Source organism: bacterium (assembly GCA_035295165.1).
Lineage (GTDB): Bacteria > Sysuimicrobiota > Sysuimicrobiia > Sysuimicrobiales > Segetimicrobiaceae > JAJPIA01.
The window spans coordinates 1-22,649 of the sequence record DATGJN010000085.1; the positions used below are offsets into that span (position 1 = coordinate 1).

18 protein-coding genes are annotated in these 22,649 nt (G+C 66.0%); 12 read left to right on the top strand and 6 right to left on the bottom strand.

The genetic code is table 11. From position 1 onward, the window contains the following. Positions 1 to 411: 411 nt before the first annotated feature. Together VKZ50_13165 and VKZ50_13170 are read right to left on the bottom strand one after the other, a co-directional pair. The gene (locus VKZ50_13165; protein ID HLJ60669.1) at positions 412 to 1,257 is read right to left on the bottom strand and encodes a hypothetical protein; all 846 of its coding nucleotides are present in this window, start codon (positions 1,255 to 1,257) and stop codon (positions 412 to 414) included. A 273-nt stretch (positions 1,258 to 1,530) separates the two neighbouring features. Then, positions 1,531 to 2,706, bottom strand: coding sequence for a glycosyltransferase (locus VKZ50_13170; GenBank protein ID HLJ60670.1), 1,176 nt, complete (start codon positions 2,704 to 2,706; stop codon positions 1,531 to 1,533). Between the two features lie 711 nt (positions 2,707 to 3,417). Between VKZ50_13170 and VKZ50_13175 the strand changes: the two genes are divergently transcribed. The 12 genes from VKZ50_13175 (at position 3,418) to VKZ50_13230 (ending at position 17,019) form a co-directional block, all read left to right on the top strand. Then, on the top strand, positions 3,418 to 4,272 hold the full coding sequence (locus tag VKZ50_13175) for a glycosyltransferase (protein ID HLJ60671.1): 855 nt from the start codon (positions 3,418 to 3,420) through the stop codon (positions 4,270 to 4,272). Further along, entirely contained in the window at positions 4,272 to 5,609 is a 1,338-nt protein-coding gene (locus VKZ50_13180; GenBank protein HLJ60672.1) for a hypothetical protein, read from the top strand. Before VKZ50_13175 ends, VKZ50_13180 begins: the two co-directional genes overlap by 1 nt. A 136-nt stretch (positions 5,610 to 5,745) precedes the next feature. Beyond that, positions 5,746 to 6,948, top strand: coding sequence for a glycosyltransferase family 4 protein (locus tag VKZ50_13185; protein ID HLJ60673.1), 1,203 nt, complete (start codon positions 5,746 to 5,748; stop codon positions 6,946 to 6,948). Between the two features lie 82 nt (positions 6,949 to 7,030). Beyond that, complete coding sequence (locus VKZ50_13190) at positions 7,031 to 8,035, top strand: GDP-mannose 4,6-dehydratase (GenBank protein ID HLJ60674.1); 1,005 nt, start codon at positions 7,031 to 7,033, stop codon at positions 8,033 to 8,035. Next, positions 8,032 to 8,754: a WbqC family protein gene (locus tag VKZ50_13195; GenBank protein ID HLJ60675.1), complete on the top strand. Its 723-nt coding sequence runs from the start codon at positions 8,032 to 8,034 to the stop codon at positions 8,752 to 8,754. The genes VKZ50_13190 and VKZ50_13195 overlap by 4 nt, the downstream gene beginning before the upstream one ends. A 2-nt stretch (positions 8,755 to 8,756) precedes the next feature. Next, on the top strand, positions 8,757 to 9,980 hold the full coding sequence (locus VKZ50_13200) for a glycosyltransferase family 2 protein (protein ID HLJ60676.1): 1,224 nt from the start codon (positions 8,757 to 8,759) through the stop codon (positions 9,978 to 9,980). After that, a complete protein-coding gene (locus VKZ50_13205) occupies positions 9,977 to 11,158 on the top strand; it encodes a glycosyltransferase (protein HLJ60677.1) in 1,182 nt (393 codons plus the stop codon). Before VKZ50_13200 ends, VKZ50_13205 begins: the two co-directional genes overlap by 4 nt. A 361-nt stretch (positions 11,159 to 11,519) precedes the next feature. Beyond that, the gene (locus VKZ50_13210; protein HLJ60678.1) at positions 11,520 to 12,239 is read left to right on the top strand and encodes a PIG-L deacetylase family protein; all 720 of its coding nucleotides are present in this window, start codon (positions 11,520 to 11,522) and stop codon (positions 12,237 to 12,239) included. Next, a complete protein-coding gene (locus VKZ50_13215) occupies positions 12,236 to 13,315 on the top strand; it encodes a DegT/DnrJ/EryC1/StrS family aminotransferase (GenBank protein HLJ60679.1) in 1,080 nt (359 codons plus the stop codon). The genes VKZ50_13210 and VKZ50_13215 overlap by 4 nt, the downstream gene beginning before the upstream one ends. A gap of 41 nt (positions 13,316 to 13,356) precedes the next feature. Continuing rightward, positions 13,357 to 14,358, top strand: a complete 1,002-nt coding sequence (locus tag VKZ50_13220) for an MraY family glycosyltransferase (GenBank protein ID HLJ60680.1) — start codon at positions 13,357 to 13,359, stop codon at positions 14,356 to 14,358. A gap of 480 nt (positions 14,359 to 14,838) precedes the next feature. Next, positions 14,839 to 15,747, top strand: a complete 909-nt coding sequence (locus tag VKZ50_13225) for a glycosyltransferase (protein ID HLJ60681.1) — start codon at positions 14,839 to 14,841, stop codon at positions 15,745 to 15,747. Positions 15,748 to 15,840: 93 nt separating this feature from the next. Next, positions 15,841 to 17,019, top strand: a complete 1,179-nt coding sequence (locus VKZ50_13230) for a GNAT family N-acetyltransferase (GenBank protein HLJ60682.1) — start codon at positions 15,841 to 15,843, stop codon at positions 17,017 to 17,019. A 111-nt stretch (positions 17,020 to 17,130) separates the two neighbouring features. Here the strand turns inward: VKZ50_13230 and VKZ50_13235 are convergent, their stop codons facing one another. From VKZ50_13235 to VKZ50_13250, 4 genes are all read right to left on the bottom strand, one after another. After that, complete coding sequence (locus tag VKZ50_13235; protein HLJ60683.1) at positions 17,131 to 18,282, bottom strand: cysteine desulfurase family protein; 1,152 nt, start codon at positions 18,280 to 18,282, stop codon at positions 17,131 to 17,133. A 439-nt stretch (positions 18,283 to 18,721) separates the two neighbouring features. Beyond that, complete coding sequence (locus VKZ50_13240) at positions 18,722 to 19,627, bottom strand: glycosyltransferase (GenBank protein ID HLJ60684.1); 906 nt, start codon at positions 19,625 to 19,627, stop codon at positions 18,722 to 18,724. Positions 19,628 to 19,771: 144 nt separating this feature from the next. Further along, the gene (locus VKZ50_13245) at positions 19,772 to 20,440 is read right to left on the bottom strand and encodes an ATP-binding protein (GenBank protein ID HLJ60685.1); all 669 of its coding nucleotides are present in this window, start codon (positions 20,438 to 20,440) and stop codon (positions 19,772 to 19,774) included. A 92-nt stretch (positions 20,441 to 20,532) separates the two neighbouring features. After that, positions 20,533 to 22,629 (bottom strand): AsmA family protein, encoded by a 2,097-nt coding sequence (locus VKZ50_13250; GenBank protein HLJ60686.1) that lies wholly within the window; start codon positions 22,627 to 22,629, stop codon positions 20,533 to 20,535. Between the last annotated feature and the right edge of the window lie 20 nt (positions 22,630 to 22,649).

Genomic DNA, 22,649 nt, shown 5'->3' on the forward strand with positions numbered 1-22,649 from the left:
CACCGCCGCGTGATCCACGTCCCGGGCCCGATCATCCCTGGAGGCAATACGCTCAGATCGCTCGCCGCAAAGAGCTCAGCGCCCAGGGGGTGACATTTTCGCTGAACCGTTAGCATGACAGGATTGCTGAACTACGACATCCCGCCTTCTCCGGATGAGACGGCGGATTGCGCCGACCAACCCGCCTCCTTCGGTCACGCTGAGGTAACAAACGATGCGGCCCGTCCAGGGTTCTGACGGACCGAGACGCGGTCACTCCCAGGACGTTACACGCAGGGCGGCGGGTTCCTCGTGCCGTGGTCGCACGAACTGCGGGCCGAGCGTGCGATGCGGCCATCTGCCACGGGCGAGGCGCTGTCGCGCAGTGCCACCCAGATCACACATGCGGGTTCGCCCGGGGGCTCCGCCCGCCTAACCGGTGATCGGGTACCGAGGGATCACATAGTCCCGGAACCGGTCGGGGTTCCCGTCCATCCCGGCCTCTGCCGCCTTCGCGATGTTATAGGCCTCTCGTGCGGTCACGTAGTGCAGCCGGTAGGCAACGCCGTCGTTGTAGGTCTCCTCAAGATGGGAAAAGAACGCCGCGATTCCATCCCCCAAGAGCAGGTCGAGCGTCGCGGGATCCTGACAGCCGTGGGTATGCACCTTCACGAAGATCCAGTTGGGCCGACCTCTGACATGCACCCCGGCGCGAATCCAATCGGCAGCGCGTCTCGACGAGGGCGGATTCTGCGAGCTGATATCGCTGCCGCCGAGGGCGGGGCCCTGGAAGATGACGAGCTCGTGCTGCGCGCGGCCGCCGGCTCGGAGATCGATTCCGGTGTTGTGCGATTTCGGACGGCGTGGATCATCGCGCGCGTAGTAGATGCTGTTGATCTTGGCCGGCTGCATCGTTCCCCACGCCGGGAAGGTAAAGTCGGCGAAACACCCCGTTTGCCGTAGGATCTCCAATTCGTCGTTGACGCCGCACCACCCGTGGTAGCCGCGCATCCACCGGCTGTTGTCGAGGGCCCACGCACCGTGAATCACCGCGTAACGGGTCTCGGATGGATCGCCACTCGCATGTCGCACGCCCGCGCGCTGAAAGTCGCTCCGCGCAGCGTTCAGTAAGGCGCGAAGCTGAACGGAAGATTCCACGTTCGCAAACACGTTCCGCGCGGGTTGCCCCGCGAAGTATCCGCGCCCGTGATGCAGATGCAGTTCAATCTCTCCACAATCCACGCCGCACAACGCGTGCAGGCTGCGTAGAAGCGCCACGTTATCGGTCTCATCCGAATACAAGTAGAACCAGGTGTGCCGTGGCGGTCGGCCGTCGTAGTCTCTATGCGGCAACGCAATCTTCGGATAGGACTCAACCCAACGCGCAACCTCGCCATGCGTGAGTGTTAGCTCCCTCCCCTCAAAGTGATCGCAGAACGAGAACATGACATCCACGGGTCCCGGGACCCTCGCGAGCCTTCGTGTGACGAGGCCTGCGGAGAATCTCAAATGTTCCCACACGTGACGCGGCGTCGCGTACCGGTTGATCATCTACATCTCCGCGGTAGGTTCGGCGCACCCGTCCTCGACGGCATCACCGATCGGCCCATCTCCGTGCAACGCGACCCGCAACCGCGGAGCCATGCCCTCCCACGAAAGTTGTTCCGCCGCGCGGCGACACCGAGTCCGCGTCGACGGGTCCCGAGTGAGAACCGCCAACCCGTCCAACGCCGCCGGCCAGGTGGAAGCGTCGTCAGGATCCACCAGAATGCCCAGCCGGTCAGTGGCCGTCAACGAGGAGTAGTCTCCAACGTACGGAGAGGTGATGACGGGAAGGCCGCAGGCAAGATACTCCGCAAACTTCACGGGCGCCGAAACGACATTGACCATGCTGTTCTTTCTGAGCAAGAACGCAGCATCCGCAAGGCGCAGATAGCGACCGACATCGGCGTGAGGCACAGCCATGACCTGGTAGTCTTGTGGGGCAAGGGTACCAAGCGTCCTGCGCCAGGTTTCAATGTCAGCCGATAGCACGAGCAAGAACGCATTGGGGAACCGTGCGCGGGCCGATCGGAAGAACTCAACGGTTTCAGAAACACACTGCCAGCGAGCCGCGCCGCCACTGTACACAAAGACAAACCGATCCGTCAAATGCAACGCGCTGCGCATTTGCAGGCGATCGTCGTCGCTCCACTGAAACCGCCGGAGATGCACGCAACACGGCACGAGGAGCGTGTTACGAACGCCGTATTCGCGTCGACAATACTGCGCCATCTTTTCCGAAACGACCACAACAGAACCACACCGTGGCACGAACTTCCGCTCAAGCGCCTTGTTGATCCAATACTTGATCCGGTCGCCGAGTCGCCCGGACAACAGGAATTCCTCCGCGATGCCGTGCTGAATGTATGCAAGTCGCGAATATCTCGCCGCCAACACGGGAGCTAGGAGCAGGAGGCCAGGCCCAACAACGATGCACGCGTCACTCTTCCTGCCGTCTGCGAGGACCACCCGAAATGCACGCCAATTGGCCCACGCCAGCTCATACATCCTCCACACGATCGCCGGGATGAATTTTGCGCAGCGGCTGCCGGGCGGCACGGAGACCGCGGTCCCGTCGATGGTCTCCGGCGTGTTGGCAGGCCCCGGCACGATCTGCTGCAGGAAAAAGGCCCGCACGGCCTGACCGGTCTCTCGCAGGGCATCGACGAACGACAACAAATACACGCGGGCCCCGTGCGAACGCTGGATATCCCCGAAGCCGAGAAACAAGAGACGTGGAGCCCGATCGTGTGTCCACGTAGAACGTCGCTGTTGAACGTCCATGACTTGCCGTGTCACGAGGCCGCGCCGGTGCCACACTGAGTCATCACCTTGGACCATCCCCTAGCGGCGTCTGCACGGGCGCCGCCCGGACGCAGGCGGCGTCCGACAGACCCCCAACGTATATACCCGTCGAGGGACGGCCACGCGACACGACGGCGGCGACACGCCAGCTCGAAGACCAGGGACCGTTGCCGTCGGAGAAAATCAGCAACCCCGCGCTTGGCTTCCGTGCTGTGGTTCGCGGCACCTCCTAGGCTGCATCAGCTGTACGGCCAAGTGCCTCCGCCGGCTCGGCCATCTACGCCGTCCACCGGATTCGGCAAACGAGATCGTGGATACCGCGTTCAGGGCACGAGTGCCAGGAGGCAAACATTTGTTCGTGTGCGCCTTATTCAAACGACCGACTGCGGCGATTGAAAACAGGAGAGGCAAACCCTTCGTTGGGATGAGGGCCGATCTGCGACAGGATCGCGATACTTGGTAACTAGGACGAAGATGATGCAACCGGCAACGCGGGGCTGGAAGATGAAAGTCTCTGTTGAGTCGGCGGCTGCGGCCGCCGAAAAACGACGAGAATTCGTGCGGTATCGAAGCGACGGGCCCCTCCCACGAATGCGTGTCATCTCCGAGCATGGCGAAAGTCGGCCGCTTGTGACCGTGGTCATTCCCACGACCGACGGCAGCCGCGGAGGCAATCTCACGCGCCTACTCGACCAACTCGGCCAGCAGACGTTTACGGAGTTTGAGGTTGTGGTGGTCGAGGGAGATCGGAGGCAAGGCCGGGCAATTAACACGGCCGCGGCGATTGCGCGGGGCGACATCCTGATCACGATGGATGACGACTCTCGGCTGGGGCACTCCGATCTTCTTGCGCGCATCGTCGCGGCGTTCGCTGCGGATCCAACGATCGGGATCGCGGGAGTCAGCAATGTGGTCCCGCCGGATGCACCGTGGGTCGTCCGTCGCGCGATGCGGGAACTCCCGCGACGCTCCTCTCCGATCGTCGAGGCAGTGACCGACAGCGATATGGCTGAACACCCGTGTCTGGGGATCCGCAAGGGCGTGTTCTACCGGGTCGGAGGAGAACATGAGTGGATTCCGAGGGGACTGGATCCGTATCTGAGGCGCGAAGTTCGCAAAATCGGGTATCGGGTCGTTGTCGTCCCACGCGCCTGGATCCACCACATGCTTCCCGCGACGGTCCGTGGCATCGTTCGCCAGTATTTTCGGAACGGTGTCGGCGCGGCGTACGTGGCGAAGTTCTACCCGGATTTCGTGATCGACCAAACGCTCGACCACCGCGCGGCACCGCCGAGCGCGGACGCCCGCTTGGCGCGTGGGGTGCGTTACGTCGGTCGGCTGGCTGGTGCCGCATGCGCGATGCGGTGGATCTACCTGGCTACCCTCGTTTCGTACGCGACGGGTTACGCGTGGGGTATGTGGCGGCTCCGATCGGATTCTCTGTGATGGCGCAGCTTCTGCCGGAGTCCGCGGAGACCACACGAGCGCTTCCCGGCGAAGCGCAGTGGTGGCCGACCGACGTGCTGCGGGCACGGCAATGGCACTGGCTCCAGGAGATCCTTCGCGTCGCCCGCGATACCAGTCCGTTCTATCGCCGCCGGATGGCGGGGATCTGTGGCCTCCCGGTCAGCCCCGAACAGCTTCGTCTCGTGCCTCCCGTGCGGCGGGAGGATCTTGCCGAACACGCCCGGGAGATCGCCCCTGCGAGGGACCGCGTGCGGCAGGGTCCCGAAGGCCGTAGTGTGCGGGTGCGGGTTCCCCTCGATCGCGCGACGTACGACTGGTATGTGGCCGGGACTCGACGGGGGTTCCAGTGGTGGGGGGTCGATCCGAGCGACCCGGTCGTCTCGATGCTGGGGCGCTCCTGGGCCTCACGGTTGAGCCAGGGGCTCGTGCGCAGCACGGGCTCCCAGGGCAACTGGCGCCAATTCTTGGTGGACCACGGATTTGACGACCGGATCCACCACGTGCTCGGCGAAATCGTACGATTCAAACCCGCTGTGCTGTACGGCTATCCGTCGGCGGTACACAGACTCGTGCGCGGGATACGGGAGGGCGCAGGCCCATCCCGCATCCCGCTCAAGGCTGTCGTGCTGACCGGTGAGCCGCTCTACTTATTTCAGCGCCAAGCGATTGCCGACACGCTCCAGTGCCCCGTAATCGAGGAGTACGGTAGCGTGGAGCTTGGCTCGGTTGCGTTCGAGTGCCCCAACGGGACGCTGCACGTGGCGGCCGAAACCGTCTTCCTCGAGACGCTCCCGGGGGACGCCGGCGGCGAACGCCTGCTGGCCACGCACCTGCGCAATCGGGCGTTCCCGTTGATCCGGTATGAGATCGGAGATATCGGCGTGCTCGACTCAGAACCGTGTGGATGCGGCCGGGGCCTACCGACGCTCCGGATCCTGGGGCGCGCCAGCGATGGTCTCGCGGGCGCGCGATGGCAGAGCCCCGCTCGACCGCTCGTGGAACGGTGTCTGGGGGCCCTCCCCGCCGGCCTACAGGGCCGCACCCGGGTGCTGCACCCGAGCACGGGGCTCGTGGTGCTCGAGGTGGAACGCGCGCCGTCGGGCGAGATCGACCGGCTCGATGATCTCCTGGCTGCAGCACGCGAGACGTTCGACCCGGAATGGCGGATCGGCGTTCGACAGGTGGAGCGATTCGTGAGGCTGCGGTCGGGTAAGCTCCCCTATTTCGTCCGCTTGGACCCGACGGCGCGAAGGCACCATCGACTGCCGGAGACGTTTCGCCGGACCCCGCAGATCCACGTCGCGTGGCCGAGGTGATGGTGGTGGCGGGTTGCGGGCTGAGTGACCACCACGAGGACAACGGCAGGACCTCGTCACGGCGCTCCGTCGAGGCCGCGCGGACGGCCCGGGATCGCCCGCGGCGCAACGCGCGCACGGGCGGAAGCAGGGCGAGATGAGGCCGGCGCGCAGGATTCGCGTGCTTCACGTCATCACGCGGATGATCGTGGGCGGGGCCCAGGAGAATACGCTCCTGACCGCCACCCGCCTGGATCCCGCGCGCTACGACATCACCCTGGCGAGCGGGCCGACGATCGGCCCCGAGGGCACCTTGGAACCCCGCATTCCGGGCGGGCTGCGCTTCGTCCGGGTGCCGGAGCTTGTCCGGGACCCGCACCCGATCAAAGATCCGGTGGCGCTCGCGCGCCTCTACGGGCTCGTGCGGGCCGGCCGGTTCGACATCGTGCACACGCACACGACCAAAGCGGGCCTGCTCGGCCGCATCGCAGCGATCTGCGCCCGCGTGCCCGTGATCGTGCACACCCCACACGGACACGCGTTCCACGGCTATCTCGGAACGGGAGGGTCGTCGGCGCTGCGGATCGTCGAGCGCGCGCTTACCGCACGGACCACGCGCGTCATCTGCCTCACGGACGCCGAGCGCCAGGATCATCTGCAACTCCGTATCGGCGCCCCGGAGAAGTTCAGCGTGGTGCACAGCGGAGTGGACCTGGAGCGCTTCCGGACCCCCCGCGGCACGCCCGAGAGCGCGCGCCGCGCCCTCGGCCTCCCCGAGAACGTACCGCTGATCGGGTGTGTCGCCCGCCTGGTGCCCGTCAAGGGGGTGCAGCATCTTCTGGACGCCGTGCCCGCTGTGCGCGCCGCGGTGCCCGGAACCACCGTGGTCTTCGTCGGGGATGGACCGCTCCGTGGCAGTCTTCAACGAACGGCGGCGGCCCGGGGGCTCGATCGCGCGGTGGTGTTCCTGGGCCTCCGCGACGACGTCCCCGACATCCTGCCGTTGTTTGACGTCGTCGCGCTGCCGTCACTGAACGAGGGCATGGGGCGAGCGGCGGTAGAAGCCCTCGCGGCGGGCCGCCCGGTCGTCGGGTCCCGCATCAGCGGAATCCAGAACGTCGTGGCGGACGGTGAGACGGGGATCCTGGTGCGGCCTGGGGACAGCGAGGCCCTCGCCGGCGCCATCGTCCGCTGCCTGCGCGACCTCGAGGGCCGGCGCGCGATGGGGGCGAGGGGCCAGCGGTCGGTGGACGGATACGGCATCGACGCGATGGTGGAAAAGATCGACCAGATCTACACGGCGCTGCTGGCCGCGCGATCGGGGCCGCGTTCGGGTGAACGAGCGAATTCGCTCGTCTGAGGGTTGTTGAGCACGAGGATCCTGTGTTAGAAGGAAGGAAGAGACGAATGGACCGTAACGTGCGTTTCATGCGGAGGATCTGATGCGAGTGCTCGTGACCGGTGGCGCCGGATTCATCGGGTCCCATCTCGTTGACGCGCTGATGGCCCGCGGAGACGACGTGTGCGTCCTCGACCATCTTTCGACGGGCCGCATCGAGAACGTGCGCCATCACCTTCGTCAGCCGCGATTCACGCTGGTAAACGACAGCATCCTCAACCGCGACGTCGTGAGTCGGCTGGTGGAATCGTGCGATCTGGTGTTCCATCTGGCGGCCGCCGTGGGCGTCTGGCACATCGTGGAGAATCCACTCGCGGCGATCAGCGTCAATGTCGAGGGCACCGAGAACGTCCTACGGGCCGCATTCCGTTTCTGGCGCAAAGTGGTCATCGCCTCGTCGTCCGAGGTGTACGGGAAGTCCACCAAGGCGCCGTTGAGCGAGAACGACGACCGCGTCCTCGGCCCGACGACGATCTCGCGATGGTCCTACTCGTCCTCCAAAGCCATCGACGAACACTTCGCGTACGCGTATGCGGCACGTGGCCTCCCCGTCGTGATCCTGCGATTCTTCAACGCGTACGGACCGCGCATCCATGAAAATGGCTACGGGACGGTCGTCGCCCGGTTCACCCACCAGGCGCTGAACGGCCTCCCGCTAACGGTCCACGGCGACGGCCGCCAGACGCGCTGCTTCTGCTATGTCGAGGATATCGTGCGGGGCATCCTCCGCTCGTCAGACGTCCCCGACGCCGAAGGCCAAGTCTTCAACATCGGCAACGACTCGGAGATCACGATCTACGACCTGGCGCTGTTGATCAAGACGCTTGCGCGGTCGGGCTCTGAGGTGCAGCTCGTTGCGTACCAGGACTATTACGGTCAGCGCTTCGAGGACACCCCGCGGCGAGTCCCGGACCTGCGGAAGGCACAACGGATCCTCGGGTACCATCCGGAGACGTCACTCGAAGACGGCCTCACGCGGACCATCGACTGGTGCCGCGCGAACCGGTTCGTGGAAACCGCCCCGGGCCACCGGGACGTGGACCCGTGATCGTCGGGATCCACCAACCGCACTACCTCCCCTGGCTTCGGTACGTCGAGAAGATCGCGCGGAGCGACGTCTTCGTGTTGCTCGACGATGTGCAGTTCACGAAAAACGGCTGGCAGAATCGGACGAGAATCAAGAACGCGCAGGGGTGGATGTACCTGACCGTCCCGGTGCTCGACGCGTTCGGCAAGCCGATCAACGAGGTCGCGATCAACAACCAGCAGCGCTGGCGGGCCAAGCACTGGCACGCACTCCAAACGAACTACGCTCGGGCACCCTACTTCGAACGATACCGCGAATTACTGCGCCCGTTGTACGACCAGCCTTGGGAGTCCTTGTGCGAGTGCAGCATTCACGCTCTGCGGGTGCTCCTGCCCGCCATCGGGATCCAAACGCCCCTGGTGCGGAGCTCCGAGCTCGGGGTCGCCGGCGGCGGCACGGAACGCGTGATCGAGCTCTGCCGGACACTGGGCGCGACCGCGTACCTCACCGGCGACTACGCTGCGACCAATCACCTCGACGTGGCCACCTTCGCGTCTTCCGGCATCGAGCTGCAGCCGCAGCGGTGGGAGGCGCCGGTCTACCGGCAGCAGTTCCCGGCGGTGCCGTTCATCCCGGACCTGTCGATCGTCGATCTGCTGTTCAACGAGGGCGAGCGGAGTCTGTCCCTGTTGTCGCGTCGCGAATCTGAGCCTGCGATCGCCGAGTCTTCGCGCGGATGAACGTGACGAACGTTCACCCGGCGCACAGGACGGACGAGGTCAAAGGCGTAACCGACTCGACCCCGCACGTCGCAGGCGGGCGTCCCTTGATCAGCGCGATCATCCCCACGCATAACCGGTGCGAGGCGCTGCGGGATGCGATCGATTCCGCACTCGGCCAGCAGGAGCGCGGGGTCCTATTTGACCTTGAAGTGATCGTCGTGGACGACGCGTCGACGGATGCCACGCGCGACGTCGTGGCAGCCTACCCGAACGTGCGCTACATCCGGCATTCGACCAACCTGGGGGCCGCCAAGGCTCGGAACACGGGGATCTTCGCCAGCCACGGGCAGTTCGTCGCATTCCTTGACGATGACGATGTGTGGTTTCCCCATTGCATGCGCACGTTGCTCCCCGCGCTCATCGCGACGCCGGAGGCAGACATCGCCTACGGGCCCTTTGCCCACGAGCTGGACGGGAAACCGACGCCGGCGCCTGACCGCGGCGATCCGTCCGGGGACATCTTCGAAGACTTGCTGCGGCTCACCGTCAGCTGCTGTTACGGGAGGATGCTGGCTCGGCGCAACGCCGTCGTCGCCGTCGGAGGGCATGAACTCCCGGTCCTCGAGGACCTCGATCTGTGGCTTCGGATGGCCTCGACACACCGGTTCACGTTTGTCCCGGCCGACCCGATCGTCGTCTACCGTGCATCGTCGGCCGGCACGTACATGAGGATGTACGCGGCGGGCGAGCTCACGTCGTACTATCGACGGGTCGTCCAACGCGGTCTTGCGCTCCGGCCCTCGATGCCCTCGCGGGTCAAAAACGCGATCCTGGATAACATGGAGATCCTCGGACTGGAGCACTTGCGCCACGCCTCCGCGCTCTCGTGGCCGGATCGTCTCGATCGCGCCCTGGCCGCGCTGCGGGCGTGGCCGCGGCTCTCGCGTGTCCCTCGGGCCCGCCAGGTGCTGGCCCTGCTGGCGCGTGAGTTTGTACTCGCCGAAGGCCCCACACTCGCAACGGCGGTCGCGCTCACGCGTCGGATCCGCGAGGCCTGCCAACCATCGTTCCAAGTGCGCCGGACGCTGGCCAGGGTCTGGCGTGAGATAGCCGTCGGCACCTTCCGCAAAGGGGAACGCTCCATGGCCGCCGCGTCGTTGGCACGAGCGATCGTGCTCGATCCGACGCAGACGGTCGCTGGTCTCGGTGCGCGGTTCGCCGCCCGGCCGCGGAGGGGGACGTGATCGCCAGGGCGGTGCACGTCCTGGACACCGGCGCGATGGGCGGGACAGAAGCCGCGCTCGTTCACCTTGTGCGGCACCTGGATCCCAATCGATTCCGGCCGAGCGCCATCCTGTCGCCGGACGCACTGCACCTCCCGCTGGTCGAACAGCTCCGCGATGCGGGCATCGAGGTGCACTTCCAGACGATGCCGCGGACGAAGAGGGACGTCAGGCGGTTCGCGGGTCTGATCGGATGCCTGCGGCGCATGTCAGCCGACGTGGTGCATGTCCATTTGCCGTTCACGTTGGACAACCGCTGGGCCTTTCTCGCGGCGCGTCTCGCCGGAACCCGCGTGGTCGTGTCTACCGAACAGCTCGCGGCCGAGGAGTGGGTGTTTCGGCCCATCCGCGCGCGCGTGCTCAAGCGCGTCCTCGTCGCGTTGCAGGACCGCGTGATCGCGACGAGCGAACACGTGCGCGCGCGGCTCGCCGCGGCCGGCGTCCCGTCCGCGAAATTGATGACCGTCTACAACCCTGTCGAAATTCCAGAGCAGATGTCGCCCGAGATTCGCGCTCGTGTCCGGCGCCATCTCGGCATCGCCGCGGACACCCCGCTGGTCGGCATGGTGGCCCGCATCGATCCCAAACAAAAACGGTACGATCAGTACTTAGCCGCCGCGAGCCGCGTCGCGACATCGGTGCCCAGCGCCCGGTTCCTGGTCGTCGGGGACGGAGCGCCAGAAGCGCGAGCGGAACTGGAGCGCACGGCGCATGCGCTAGGGCTCGCGCCGCGTGTTCGGTTTCTGGGTTATCGCGCGGACGCGCGAGACATCGTGGCTGCCCTTGACGTATTCGTGCTCGCCTCGGACAACGAAGGGTTCCCGCTCGTCACGCTAGAGGCGATGGCGGCCGAGGTTCCGATCGTCGCCACGGATCTCCCCTCCCTGCGCGAGCAGATCGCCGATACGCAGACGGGGTATTTGGTACCCCGCGGCGATGTGGAGACGCTTGCGGGCCGGGTAACGACCCTGCTGCAGGACCGCGACCGCGCACGTGACCTGGCGAGCCGCGCACGCGCCGCCGTGCGACAGTTTGACGCCCGAAGCATGGCCGCGCGCATCCAGGACGCTTACGATTCGCTGCTCGCCGGCCGGAAGGCGGCACGACACACCCCGCACGATTGCTCATCAGCGTGGTGATTCCGACGCCCGATCGCTCAACTGACCTCGCGATTGTACCGCCGCTTCCGCAAGACCCCTGGGAAACCGCGGACAGGCGGCCGATCAGGATCGACGGCATCCGCGCAAATGGCGCTCGCTCACGCTGGGATTTGTTCACCGCCCCGTCTGACGGATCCGTCGTTCGCGCGATGAGGTTTCCCGCAAAAAACCTGCCTCTCCGGCGAACGAATGATCGCCGTACATACGTATGATATAATAGATATGCCAAATTCTCTCTTGGGGGTCCGGGCAGGATTGAAGGACAATGCGGTTTCGTCCCATTGGCGGACCGCTGAGCTATCCCATAGTTCGTATACTTGGGCATATTAAGGATCGAAAGATGGACCCGACGGCGAGCAAGTTTTGGGCGAACCAACGTGTGCTGGTGGTCGCACCACACGCCGACGATGAGGCCTATGGTTGCGCGGGGACGATGGCGAAGATCAAGACTATGGGCGGCGAAGTGTTCGTCATCGTCGGGTCGGTCGCCGATCTTCAACACTATAATGAAGGACAGACGATCGTGACGGGGCAGACCCGAACCGAAGAACTGCGCGCCTCGATGGCGATCCTCCGCGTCGACGGGTACGAGATTCTCTTCACGGACGGACAGCAACACCTGCGCTTGGACGCCGTTCCCCAGCGCGACCTCATCAACCTGCTGGAGCGGGAGGCGACCTTCGCGATCGACAAGATCCATCCGACGGTCGTGCTGTTGCCGGCGCCTTCGTTCAATCAGGACCATACCGCGCTGTTCCATGCGGGGTTCGCGGCGTGTCGCCCCCATCTCCGGGCGCACAAGCCGTTTGTGAGCTACGTCTTGTCGTGCGACGCGGTGCAGCTGGGTTGGCGCGACGCGCCGTTCCACCCCCAACTGTACGTGGATATCAGCGAGCATTTGGACATCAAGCTGCGGGCGTTGCGGTGTCATGGCTCCCAGTTGCGTGACGATCCGGATTTCGGGAGCGTCGAGAACGTCGAGCGTCTCGCCCGCATCCGAGGCGCCGAGATCGGCGTGGCGGCAGCGGAGGCGTTCGAGTGCCACCGAGCCGTGCTATGATCCCACACTCCCGCCCCACCGTGACACCCGCGGACGCCGCAGCGGTCAGCGCAGCGCTGCTGACGGGGCAACTCGCGCAGGGCGAGCAGGTTCGCCGGTTCGAGGAAGCCGTGGCGGCCTATGCGGGTCGAGCGGGAGCGGTTGCCACAAGCTCCGGCACAAGCGCGCTCCATCTGGCGCTCCTGGCGCTTGGCGTGGGGGCCGGCGATGAGGTCCTCATCCCGTCGTATACGTGCGTGGCCTTGGTGAACGCGATCCACTACGTCGGGGCGGTCCCGCTGCTGGCTGAGATCGATCCGCTCACGTACAACCTCGACGCGGAGGACGCCCGGCGACGCCTCACCCCGAGCACACGGGCCGCGATCGTCCCGCACATGTTCGGCCTCCCAGCGGACATAGCACCGATGATGGACTGGGGCATCCCGCTCATCGAAGACTGCGCGCAGACGTTCGGAGCGACCTACCAGGGCCGGCCCGTCGGCGGGTTCGGGGCCGTGAGCGTCTGCTCGTTCTACGCGACCAAAGTGTTTACAACGGGCGAAGGGGGAATGCTGCTTTCGGATTCCGAGACGGTCCTCCGACGGGCACGGGATCTGCGGGATTACGACGGACGCCCGACGCTGCAGTTGCGGTTCAACTACAAGATGACCGACTTCCAGGGTGCGTTGGGGCTCAGTCAGTTTCGCCGACTGCCGGAGTTCCTCGCTCGCCGAGGCGCGCTGGCGTCGCGCTACGACGAAGCGCTTCGCAACCTGCCCGTTCGGCTGCCGACCGTGCCGCCGGATCGAACACACATCTTCTACCGGTATGTCGTCCGCGCGAACGACGCGCCACAACTCGCCGCTCGGTTGCAGCGTCAGGGTATCGGGTGCAAGTCGCCCGTGGGCCGACCGTTGCACCAGTATCTCCAGGCGAGCGGATTTGCGCGAACGGACCACGCGATGCGCACCGCCCTTTCGCTACCGCTCTACCCGTCGCTCTCGGACGAGGACGCTGACGCCGTCGCTCAGGCGCTGGCCGTTGATATCTCGCAGCAGGAGGACCTCCAACGCTCACCTCTGTCTTTGCCTATCTGACCGCGTGCGGCTTAACGCTGCTGCTGACGCCGCTGTGCGGCGTGTTAGCGCGCCGATGGGGCGTGCTGGATCTGCCCGCGCCCCGCAAGTTGCACGCGCAACCGACGCCGCTGCTGGGCGGGCTCGCCGTCTTCGCAGGCATCGCGGCTGCGACGATGGTGTTCGTCCGTCCAGTTGTTCCCGGACAGACCGCCCTGCTGCTTGCGGGCGCGGCCGCGTTCGGCCTCCTGGGGCTCGCCGACGACCTGTGGGATGCCGGCGCGTGGAAACTCGTGGCCGAGGCGGCGGTCGTCGCCGCGATCGTTTGGCTCGGCGGATTTCGGATCAACCTCCCGTGGCCGGGCAGCGGCGAGATCCTGGCCATCCTCTGGATCTTGGGAGTCGCGAACGCCGTCAACTGCCTCGATTGCGCGGACGGTGTGGCTCCGGGGATCAGCGCCATCGCCGGGCTTGCGCTCATGGTGCTGGCGATCACGTTGGACCGCTGGGGTGTGGCGGTCGCCGCGGCGGCCGTCGCGGGGGCGTCGCTGGGGTTTCTCCGCTTCAACTTCCCGCCCGCCAGGATCTTCCTCGGCGACGCAGGCAGCCTCATGCTGGGGTTCCTGCTCGCGGCCCTGAGCGCGGCGCTCGTGGCGCCAAAGATCTCCACGGAGTGGGCCGCTCCGCTGCTGATCTTGAGCATCCCGGTGTTCGATTTCCTTCTCGTCCACGTGAAACGCTACCAACAGGGCATCCGGCATCCACTTCAGATCATTACATCGACCGGCAAGGACCATCTCCCGCACCGCCTTCTGCAGGCCGGGCTCTCGACCCGCGCGACCACCGTGCGCGTCTACGCGCTGTCCGTTGTGGCCGGCGTAAGCGCCGTTTCGCTGGCGTTGTGGGGACCGATCGTCGCGGTGGTTCTGACCGTGCCGCTTCTTGCGACTCAACTGGCGTACCTCGCCTGGATGGCGGTAAGGGCCGACCGACAACTCAGGGACTCCAGCAGCCCCTCCGCGGTCGCGGTGTCGGGGAACGTTGGAGACGGAGGCTCAGCGTGAGCCGTGAGTCGTGAGATTGCCTCGAACCGCTCGCGGCTAGCGACGGATAGTGCCGGCCAACAGGTCTCGTCGCTCGACATGTCGCTGTCAGATTCTTCGGACATCCGTGAAACGACGGTGCGCATGTCTCCAGCGGGCGGATGGCCGTAAGCCGCCCGCCGAGTCTGGGCTCCAGCACCGCGTTGAGACACCTGTTCGCTCTCCGTATACTCGGGTCCGTTGCGTTTCTGTACGTTGCGGCGCCCCTGCTGTCGCACTTTTCGACCGCATACCCTGGAGGGCGCCATGTGTGGCTTGCCGCGTTGACGACCGGCCGGATGAGCAGGACGCATCAAACTATAGACCGATACCATCCATCGGCAGGAGGACCGTTGGGATGGGCCCTGGCATAGGCTGGGTGTGGAGTTGCGCGGTTTCGGGAACCGGCAGCCTTAGGCCACGGCGTGACCGCGCCGCGGATCTTTGGAGGGTGACGCAACAATGGTCTTGTATTCAGTAATCGTGCCGACGCGCAACCGCGCATCAAACCTTCGTGACGCGCTGCGGCAACTGACGAATCAACACGCTGCTCCGCCCCACGAGCTCATTGTCGTCGACAACGGGTCGACGGACGACACCGCGGCGGTGACCCAATCGTTTCCCGGCGTGCGGTACGTGTACGACCCACGCGGCGGCTGTGCCAGCGCGAAGAATATCGGGATCGAACACGCGACGGGCGATGTGCTCGTCTTCACCGACGATGATGCGGCGATTCCGGACACGTGGCTCGCGGCGTATGCCGAAGCGTACACCATGTACCCGGACGCCTGGTCGGTTGGCGGACCCGTGAAGCTCTTGCCGGAAAGCATCCCGGCATGGTACCACGGCACCGACTTGCCCCTGAAGCTGCTGTTCGGCCCGCAGATGGAGCACGAGGAGTACCAGACCGTGACGCCCTTGCAGCCTCCCCACTATCTTTCCGGCGGAAACATGTCGTTCTCACGGACCACGCTCGAGCGGGTTGGCCGGTTCCGAGAAGATCTGGGGTATCAACCGCGGCACTCAAGCGTGTACAGCGAAGACTGGGAGTTCTGCCGTCGCGTGTACAGCGCCGGGGGCACGTGCTACTACTGCCCGAAGGCGTTCATTCTCCATCCCGTCCGTGCGGACCGCCGAACATTGCGCGGCACCCGGCGGGCGCTGTTCCTCTACGGGCGAGCCGGTGCGCTCAGCGCGAGCTTGGCTCCGTGTTCGCCCGTCGTCGCCGCCAAGGACGCGATCAAGAGTTTGATCCGCTATGCCCGCGGCGATTTCGGAGGCGGGCTCCGGCATGAGCTGTTCGCGCGTCGCGCGGCGGGATACCTGTATCAACAACTGCTGGGTCCGACGCGCGGGCAGTTCCGGCAATGAGCGCCGATCGAGTGGTGCTGGTGTGCGGTAGCTACGGAAATGCGACGGGACCGGGGAAGATCCCACCAATGAACGGAGCTGGAGCAGAACTGTATGGCAACCGTTGAGATCGTGACCGATGCGCAGCGATGGATGGCCGTCCAAGACCAGTGGAACACGGCGGTAGAATCGGCGGGGGCCGGTATCTTTCTCGCGCACCAGTGGCTGTTTCCCTGGTGGACGCACACCCGAGACACCGACGAAGTTCAGCGACACCTGCGCATCTGCCTCGTGTGGGACCAGGACAGGTTACTGGGGATCGCCCCGTTCTTCCTGGAACGGCGGTTCCGGTGGAAATTCGAGGTCGAGCGGTGCCTCCGGCTCCTGGGGAATGGAGGCGACTCCAATCGGCATGACCTTGTCGCTATTCCGGGACACGAAGCTGAGGTCGGCGAACTCGTGGCGGAGGAGGTGCTGCGTCACCGCTTCGCGGACAGCGTCTACCTTTGGGACGTTCCGAAGGACTCGCCAACCGTCGGGCACTTCCTCGCCCTGATGAAAGGCCATAACGCCGCCGTGCTGGAGGATTGGAGCGAACAGCGTTTCGTGACCCTCGTGCCGCCCAGCTTCGAGGAGTTCCTCGCCGGGCTGTACAAGCAGAGACGGCGCGAGTTCCGACGAGCGGCGGAGGAATGCGACCGGCTGGGGGTGACGGTGGAGGTCGCCTCACGTCCCGGACAGGCGTTCGAGGCGGCGATGGACGCGCTGTTCGATCTGCACATCAGGCGCTGGGACGCCGCCGGCCAGCGGAACAACGCCTTCTGCGAGGAAGGAAGCCGGGAGCGCACGCTCGCGCTTGCGCGGTCGCTGCATGAGCACGGGCAGGCCCATCTCGTGCTCCTTCGGCAGGGGGTGCAGGCCATCGCCGCCAGGCTGTCCTTCTTCGATCATCGGACCCAGACCGCGTATGGCCAGCTGTGTGCCCACGACCTGACGTGGAACCCGTTCGCGCCCGGCACGTTCCTGTTCATGACGGTCTTCCGCGACGTCGTCGATGCCGGCCTGAACCGATACGACCATGGCTGGGGGGAGCAAGAGTACAAGAAACGATACAAGCCCATCGTTGCGGAGCCCCACTGGTGGCTCCGCGTCAAGCCGTCGGCCCGCCACGTACGTCCGTTCGCGACGCTGCTGGACGGATTGCGGTCCACTCGACGGAAGCTTGCGCCAACGAGTCGCTCGGCTCGCGCCCCGGTGACGGTCGGGGCCGACTCAGCCGACGCCGACGCATAATCCGGCATCTGGTGCACGTGGCCGCGCTACGAGCGTCACGCGGCGCATGGCGGCGGGCATGAGCGCGCCCCAACGCCGACCCACGTCGCCGCGGAGCGGACGGGCGTCCGGTTAGACCCGGGAGGGCGCTTGCTTACGCAGCTGAGCCGCGACCGCGCGGAGCGCCGCGACCGCGTAGTCCACTTCTGCCTCGGTCGTGTTTCGCCCCAACGTCAGGCGGACGGACCCCGCGGCCAGGTCGGGGGCTAGCCCCAACGCGAGCAGCACGTGGGACGGCTCCACGCTCCCTGCGCTGCACGCGGAGCCGGAGCTCGCCGCGACGCCCTGCAGGTCCAGCCCGATCACAAGGGACTGTCCGTCCGTCCCCTCGACGGACAGGTTGACGTTGTTGGGGAGGCGGCGCTGGGAATCGCCGTTGAGCCGCACTCCGGGTATCTCCATGAGCCCGCGGGCGAGACGATCCCGGAGTGCGCTCACACGGGCGCGCTCCTCTTCCATGAGTTCGCCCGCGAGCTGCAACGCCGCGCCGAGCCCGACAATCCCCGGAACGTTTTCCGTCCCTCCCCTCCGACCGCGCTCGTGCTCGCCGCCGTGCTGCATCCGTCGGCAGCGCGTGCCGCGCCGGATATACAGCGCCCCGATCCCCTTCGGCCCGTACCGCTTGTGTCCCGAGATCGACAGAAGGTCGACGCCCACTTCGTTCACGTTGAGCGGGAGGGTCCCGACCATCTGCGTCGCGTCCGTGTGAAACGGAATCCCCCGCTCCCGTACGATCCGTCCGATCGCTGTCAATGGTTGTACCGTGCCGATCTCGTTGTTCGCCGCCATGATCGTCACCAAGCCGGTATCCGGCCGAAGCGCCCGCCCCACTGCGTCGGGATCGACGATCCCCCGGGTGTCCACCGGCACGTACGTGACCGCGTATCCTCGCCCTTCCAGGACGCGACAGGACTCCAAGATCGCGGCGTGCTCGATGACGGAGGTGACGATGTGCCGGTTTCGGCCCTCAGGAGCCAACGCGACCCCGAAAACGGCCAGATTGTCCGCCTCGGTCGCCCCGCTGGTGAACACGATTTCCGCAGGTTGCGCCCCGATCAGACTGGCCACCTGGGTCCGGGCGATGTCGACGGCGGCGCGCGCCTCCTGGCCGAACCCGTGCAAACTGCTCGCGTTCCCAGGTCGCTCAGAAAAGTACGGCAGCATCGCCGCGAGCACCCTACCGTCCACCGCCGTGGTCGCCGCGTGATCCAGATAGACGCGCATGCCCTTCTCCCTTCGATTCCGACGCACGAGACCCCGATACCTCTCGCCAGAATGACAAGACACCCCCTCGGTCGCGCAGGGGGTGCGTGTGTCCTTCTAGCGGAATGAGTCTTTCACAAGCGTGTTGCCACTGGCCGCACACGGACCATACCACATACCACAAACGTCGTCAAGCGATTGCCCTGAGGCTGTAATAGTTCGACAATCCCGACCGTGAGTCTGCCACCCTGGGACTATAACCAAGGAGACGATCATCTTGACTCATCGCACAAACGGCCACCTCGAGGCGGTCATCTTGCTCGCGCAACACGGCAGAAGGACGTCGGCGGCCACCGTTCGCTCGCAGCCAGGCCGAACGGCACCTGGAGTCGCCGCAGTCTAGCACCGTTGCATGGGAATCGCTGGCGGCCCGACGCGATCACCTCCAACCAGCCACGGTCTACGCGGCGGGGTGTCCGCGATCAGCGGCGAGGGACTGATGCAAACAGCCCAACTCGTACCAAAGAGCTACCTCGTCTGCAAAGCGTTGCCCCTCATTGACTGGTCTATTCAGCAGTGCCCGCATTTCGTTTTTTGCCACCAACAGCGCGGAAGAGATCACTGCCGGCCGCCTGCGTACGCCAAGGAGAACCACTGTTCGTCCTTGCCAATAGGCGCGCTGGCGGAAGAATCGGCGTTCCAGGCGTGATGGCGGTACACGATGCGTCGCTACGGCCCGTCCATTATAGAAGACGCCTCCGCCCGCGCGCTGAATCCGCCAGCACATCTCCGTGTCTTCTCCTGATAAGAGTAAGGAACCCCGACGGCCGAGGCGGGGGAGGAACGCTCCGACGCGCGCGATCGCAGTTCTGGCGAGCGAGAAATTGGCAGCATAGAGCTCTTCCGGGTAGCGGAGTCTCACGATCTCTTCGCCCAGATCCAGTCCGCTCAGGTAACCAGTCAGGCGCGTTATGGATGGATCAAACCAACTGGGACGCTTTTCCGGAAGATCCAGTACGATCTTCCCGCCTACGCACCAAGCGTCAGGGAACCGTTCATACACTCGCTGTAACTCCTCAAGCCAATCCGGGGCAACGGTCGCATCATCGTCCACAAAGGCAACAATCTCGCCGCTGGACCGCTCGATGCCAGCGTTTCTCGCGAAGCTGGAACCGAGTTGCCCCTCGAAGACGTAGCGCACCCCGTCAAGACCACGCACCGTGGCTGAGGTAGCGTCGGACGAGTTGTTGTCAACAACGATGATCTCAAAATCGCACCGAGTGTTCTGGCGAAGCAGGCTGTTCAAGGTGGCCATGATTTGATCGGCCCGGTTATGCGTGGCAACCACGATGGAAAAGGAGAGCATGCAGCTCACCCCCTCAAGGCCGCTTCGCCAAACGTTCCGTCTTCGGCTGTCGACTCGTCTTGAGTGTCCACCCGATACCTCGTGCATCGGAAGCGTCCGCCTCGGTATCCTCCACGCGTCTGCTCAAGCGTGTTCGACGCTCCCTCACGCAGGGACAAGATCGCAGAAACACCACGCGTCTCGCCGAACGACTTCGCCGCGGACGACGGGCACCGGCCGATGAAAGCGCGGCCCGTTCCAGACGAAGGTGTGGAACTCCCCGTTCTCACCGCACGGATCGACCGCCGCAGGCAGGTCCGCGAGTAGCGCGTGATCGAAGGCCCGGCCGGCGAACGACGGCGCGAGCACCCGCGTGTCGACGCACGTGAGGATGGCCTCAAACCCGTCGTCGATGAACCGGCGGGCCAGCGCGCGCGTGTCGCGGTGCCAGATGGGGAAGACCGGCGTCATCCCCGTCCCGGCCAACCAGCGCTCGCGGTATCCGCGCACCTCGTCCAGGAACAAGTCGCCGAAGGCGATCGTCCGAACGCCCAGCCCCCGATGCCGCGCCAGCGCTGGTTCCATGCAGGCCTCGTACGCCGCGTTCGTCGCCTGCTGCGGGATGATTGCGACCTCCAGGGGGAACCGGAGCGCGTCGGCCTGCCGGCGGACCACGTCCAGGCGCACGCCGTGCATACTCACTCGGTCGAACCCCTCGGTGATCGTCGTCAAGAGCGCAACCACGTCCCGCGTCCCGTCCGCCAGCAGCGTATCGAGCGCCAGGCAGCTGTCCTTGCCGCCACTCCAGGAAACCAGCACACGCTCGCGCACCATCTCTGCGACCGCCCCTCATACGACCGGCGCCGTGAGCTCCAGCGGTGCCGGCGTGTCCCGACGGCACCGGCACAGCCCGGCCTCCGCCATCGTCAGTGGAAGATGTTCAGGAGGTTAGGCGGCAAACCGGGCAGCTGCGGCAACTGCGGCAGTTGGGGCTGTTGGGACGGCTGGGGGGACGTCGGTTGCGCCTGGTTCCGGATCAACTCGGGCGTGCCGGCGAGCGAGAACTTGGGATCGTCAAAGGTCCCCTGCAACCTGAACGGAACACGCGCGCCCGTCGTACCTGCAGCTCCGGGAATCGCCTGCCCGAGCCCCTTCCCCGCCAGCGAGAGCGCCAGCCCCAGCGCGGATCCACTAGACCCTTGGCTGTTGAGGACGCCCGTACCCGTGTAGTCCAGTGTCCTGTCGAAGCCGAAGCTCCCATGCGCCGTGCCACTGAGCGCGTCGGCGTCCAGCCGGAGCGCATTGCTGTTCCCGCGCTCCGCGGCGATCCGGAGGTCCCCTCCTACGTACCGAAAGGACGTCGCCCCTGAGGAGGCACCGGGCTGCAGCGCCTGGGTGATTCGGGCCAGACCGCCCAGCCGCCCCCCGAGGTCCAACCCCGGAAACGATCCGTCGCGCACCGCGAAGGTCCCGTTGGCGGTCAACGCCGCCAGGGGGTCGCGCCCGAGCGCGGTCGCGAGGCCGAACGCCGCCTCCAACGCGCCGGTGATCCTCGACGGCCCCGGGGCCACGGCGCCAACCAGCGCCGCTACGTCGACGCCCCGCGCCTGCGCGGTCGCGACGACCGGCAGTTGGGGGTCGGCGTAGTTGAGCGCGGCAGCGCCCTGCACCGTCCCGCCGTAGGCCGACAGCCCATAGGGATCCGCCCGCAGGCGGCTTCCCGTCACGCTCAGCCGGCCGCGGACTTGGGACACCGTCAGCGGAGGGACCGTGAGCCTGCCCACCTCGAAAGTACCCCCGCCGGAGAGCGCCGCCCTCGGGTCCCGCCCCAGGGCGGTCGTCAGCCTGACGTCGGCGTCCACCAACCCCGCAACCTCCGTGCGGGATGCCAGAACCCGCACCAGCCTCGCTAGATCCACTGCATGTGCACGCGCGGTCACGAAAGCCGGCGCCCCGGCCGCGGCATAGTCCACCGCGGCGGCCCCCTGGACGGTGCCACCGTAGGCTGAGAGCGCGTAGGAATCGACCGCGACGCGGTCCGTGTATACGCTCAGCCGACCGCGCACGTGTTCGGCCTCGAACGGGGAGAACGCCAACCGGTTTACGGTGATGTCTCCACGTGCCAGCAGGCGCCGCGGTCCCGGCGCCGCCGCAACGGTCGCGGCAGACCCGTTGCTCATCAATCGCTGCAGCCGGTTCACGTCCACGTCAGGCAACTCGAGGCTGAACATCACCGACAACGGATCGAAGGCGGCCATCGTCGCGCGCCCGGTCAGTTGAAGGGTGTCGAGCGACGCGGCGAAGGTGCTCTGGGCCGTGCCTCCCTTGACGAGGATCTCCCCGCTCTGGAACTGCACCGGTTTCAGCAGCGCGGAGACATCGAGCCGCGCGCCTTTCAAGCCCACAACCACCTGGAGCCGGTGGGGCCAGTCCGGCGCGCTCGGATCGAGCGACGTCACCCGCGCGCTGACCCCGCTCAGCGCAAACGCCTGGATCGCGCGGCCGCGCCGGGGGTCGATCGCCGCCGACGTGAGGGAAAGGTCCGTCACGGAGATCCGGTCGATACGGCCGAGGGAAAACAGCAATCCTGGACCCCGCCTCGTCGCGGCGCGCGGTGAGGGGGCCGGCAGGTCCAGATTGGTCCGGCCGTGTGCGCCGCTGATCAGGGCGAGCCGGATGCCGCTCAGGGAAACACCCGTCACCTCGATCCGTCGCGACAGCAGCGCCGGAAGGGCGACTCCAAGATCGACGGACCTTACGGCAAGTGCGTCCCCTTCGGGGAAGCCCTTCGGGTTTGTCACCCTAAGATTTACCGCGTGGATGTGTAACGTGGGAAGCACATAGAGCCGGAGTCCATCGATTTGCACGTCGCGGCCGGTGGCGCCTTCGAGCAGTTGAACCACCAGTGGGCGAACTCGGTCGATCGGAACGAGAAATGGCACCGCCGCGGCGACCGCAAGCACCGCGAGACACACCACGGCACCGGCACGCGTCCATCGCGACTTATACCAAGGTCTTCCCATGGTGCCGCACCGCTCCTCCG

Bases quoted from the DNA above. Each gene is read 5' to 3' on its own strand.
- VKZ50_13190 (HLJ60674.1), top strand. From the start codon at position 7,031: ATGCGAGTGCTCGTGACCGGTGGCGCCGGATTCATCGGGTCCCATCTC.
- VKZ50_13175 (HLJ60671.1), top strand. From the start codon at position 3,418: ATGCGTGTCATCTCCGAGCATGGCGAAAGTCGGCCGCTTGTGACCGTG.
- VKZ50_13225 (HLJ60681.1), top strand. From the start codon at position 14,839: ATGGTCTTGTATTCAGTAATCGTGCCGACGCGCAACCGCGCATCAAAC.
- VKZ50_13215 (HLJ60679.1), top strand. From the start codon at position 12,236: ATGATCCCACACTCCCGCCCCACCGTGACACCCGCGGACGCCGCAGCG.
- VKZ50_13240 (HLJ60684.1), bottom strand. From the start codon at position 19,627: ATGCTCTCCTTTTCCATCGTGGTTGCCACGCATAACCGGGCCGATCAA.
- VKZ50_13180 (HLJ60672.1), top strand. From the start codon at position 4,272: ATGGCGCAGCTTCTGCCGGAGTCCGCGGAGACCACACGAGCGCTTCCC.
- VKZ50_13210 (HLJ60678.1), top strand. From the start codon at position 11,520: ATGGACCCGACGGCGAGCAAGTTTTGGGCGAACCAACGTGTGCTGGTG.
- VKZ50_13245 (HLJ60685.1), bottom strand. From the start codon at position 20,440: ATGGTGCGCGAGCGTGTGCTGGTTTCCTGGAGTGGCGGCAAGGACAGC.
- VKZ50_13250 (HLJ60686.1), bottom strand. From the start codon at position 22,629: ATGGGAAGACCTTGGTATAAGTCGCGATGGACGCGTGCCGGTGCCGTG.
- VKZ50_13185 (HLJ60673.1), top strand. From the start codon at position 5,746: ATGAGGCCGGCGCGCAGGATTCGCGTGCTTCACGTCATCACGCGGATG.
- VKZ50_13235 (HLJ60683.1), bottom strand. From the start codon at position 18,282: ATGCGCGTCTATCTGGATCACGCGGCGACCACGGCGGTGGACGGTAGG.
- VKZ50_13230 (HLJ60682.1), top strand. From the start codon at position 15,841: ATGGCAACCGTTGAGATCGTGACCGATGCGCAGCGATGGATGGCCGTC.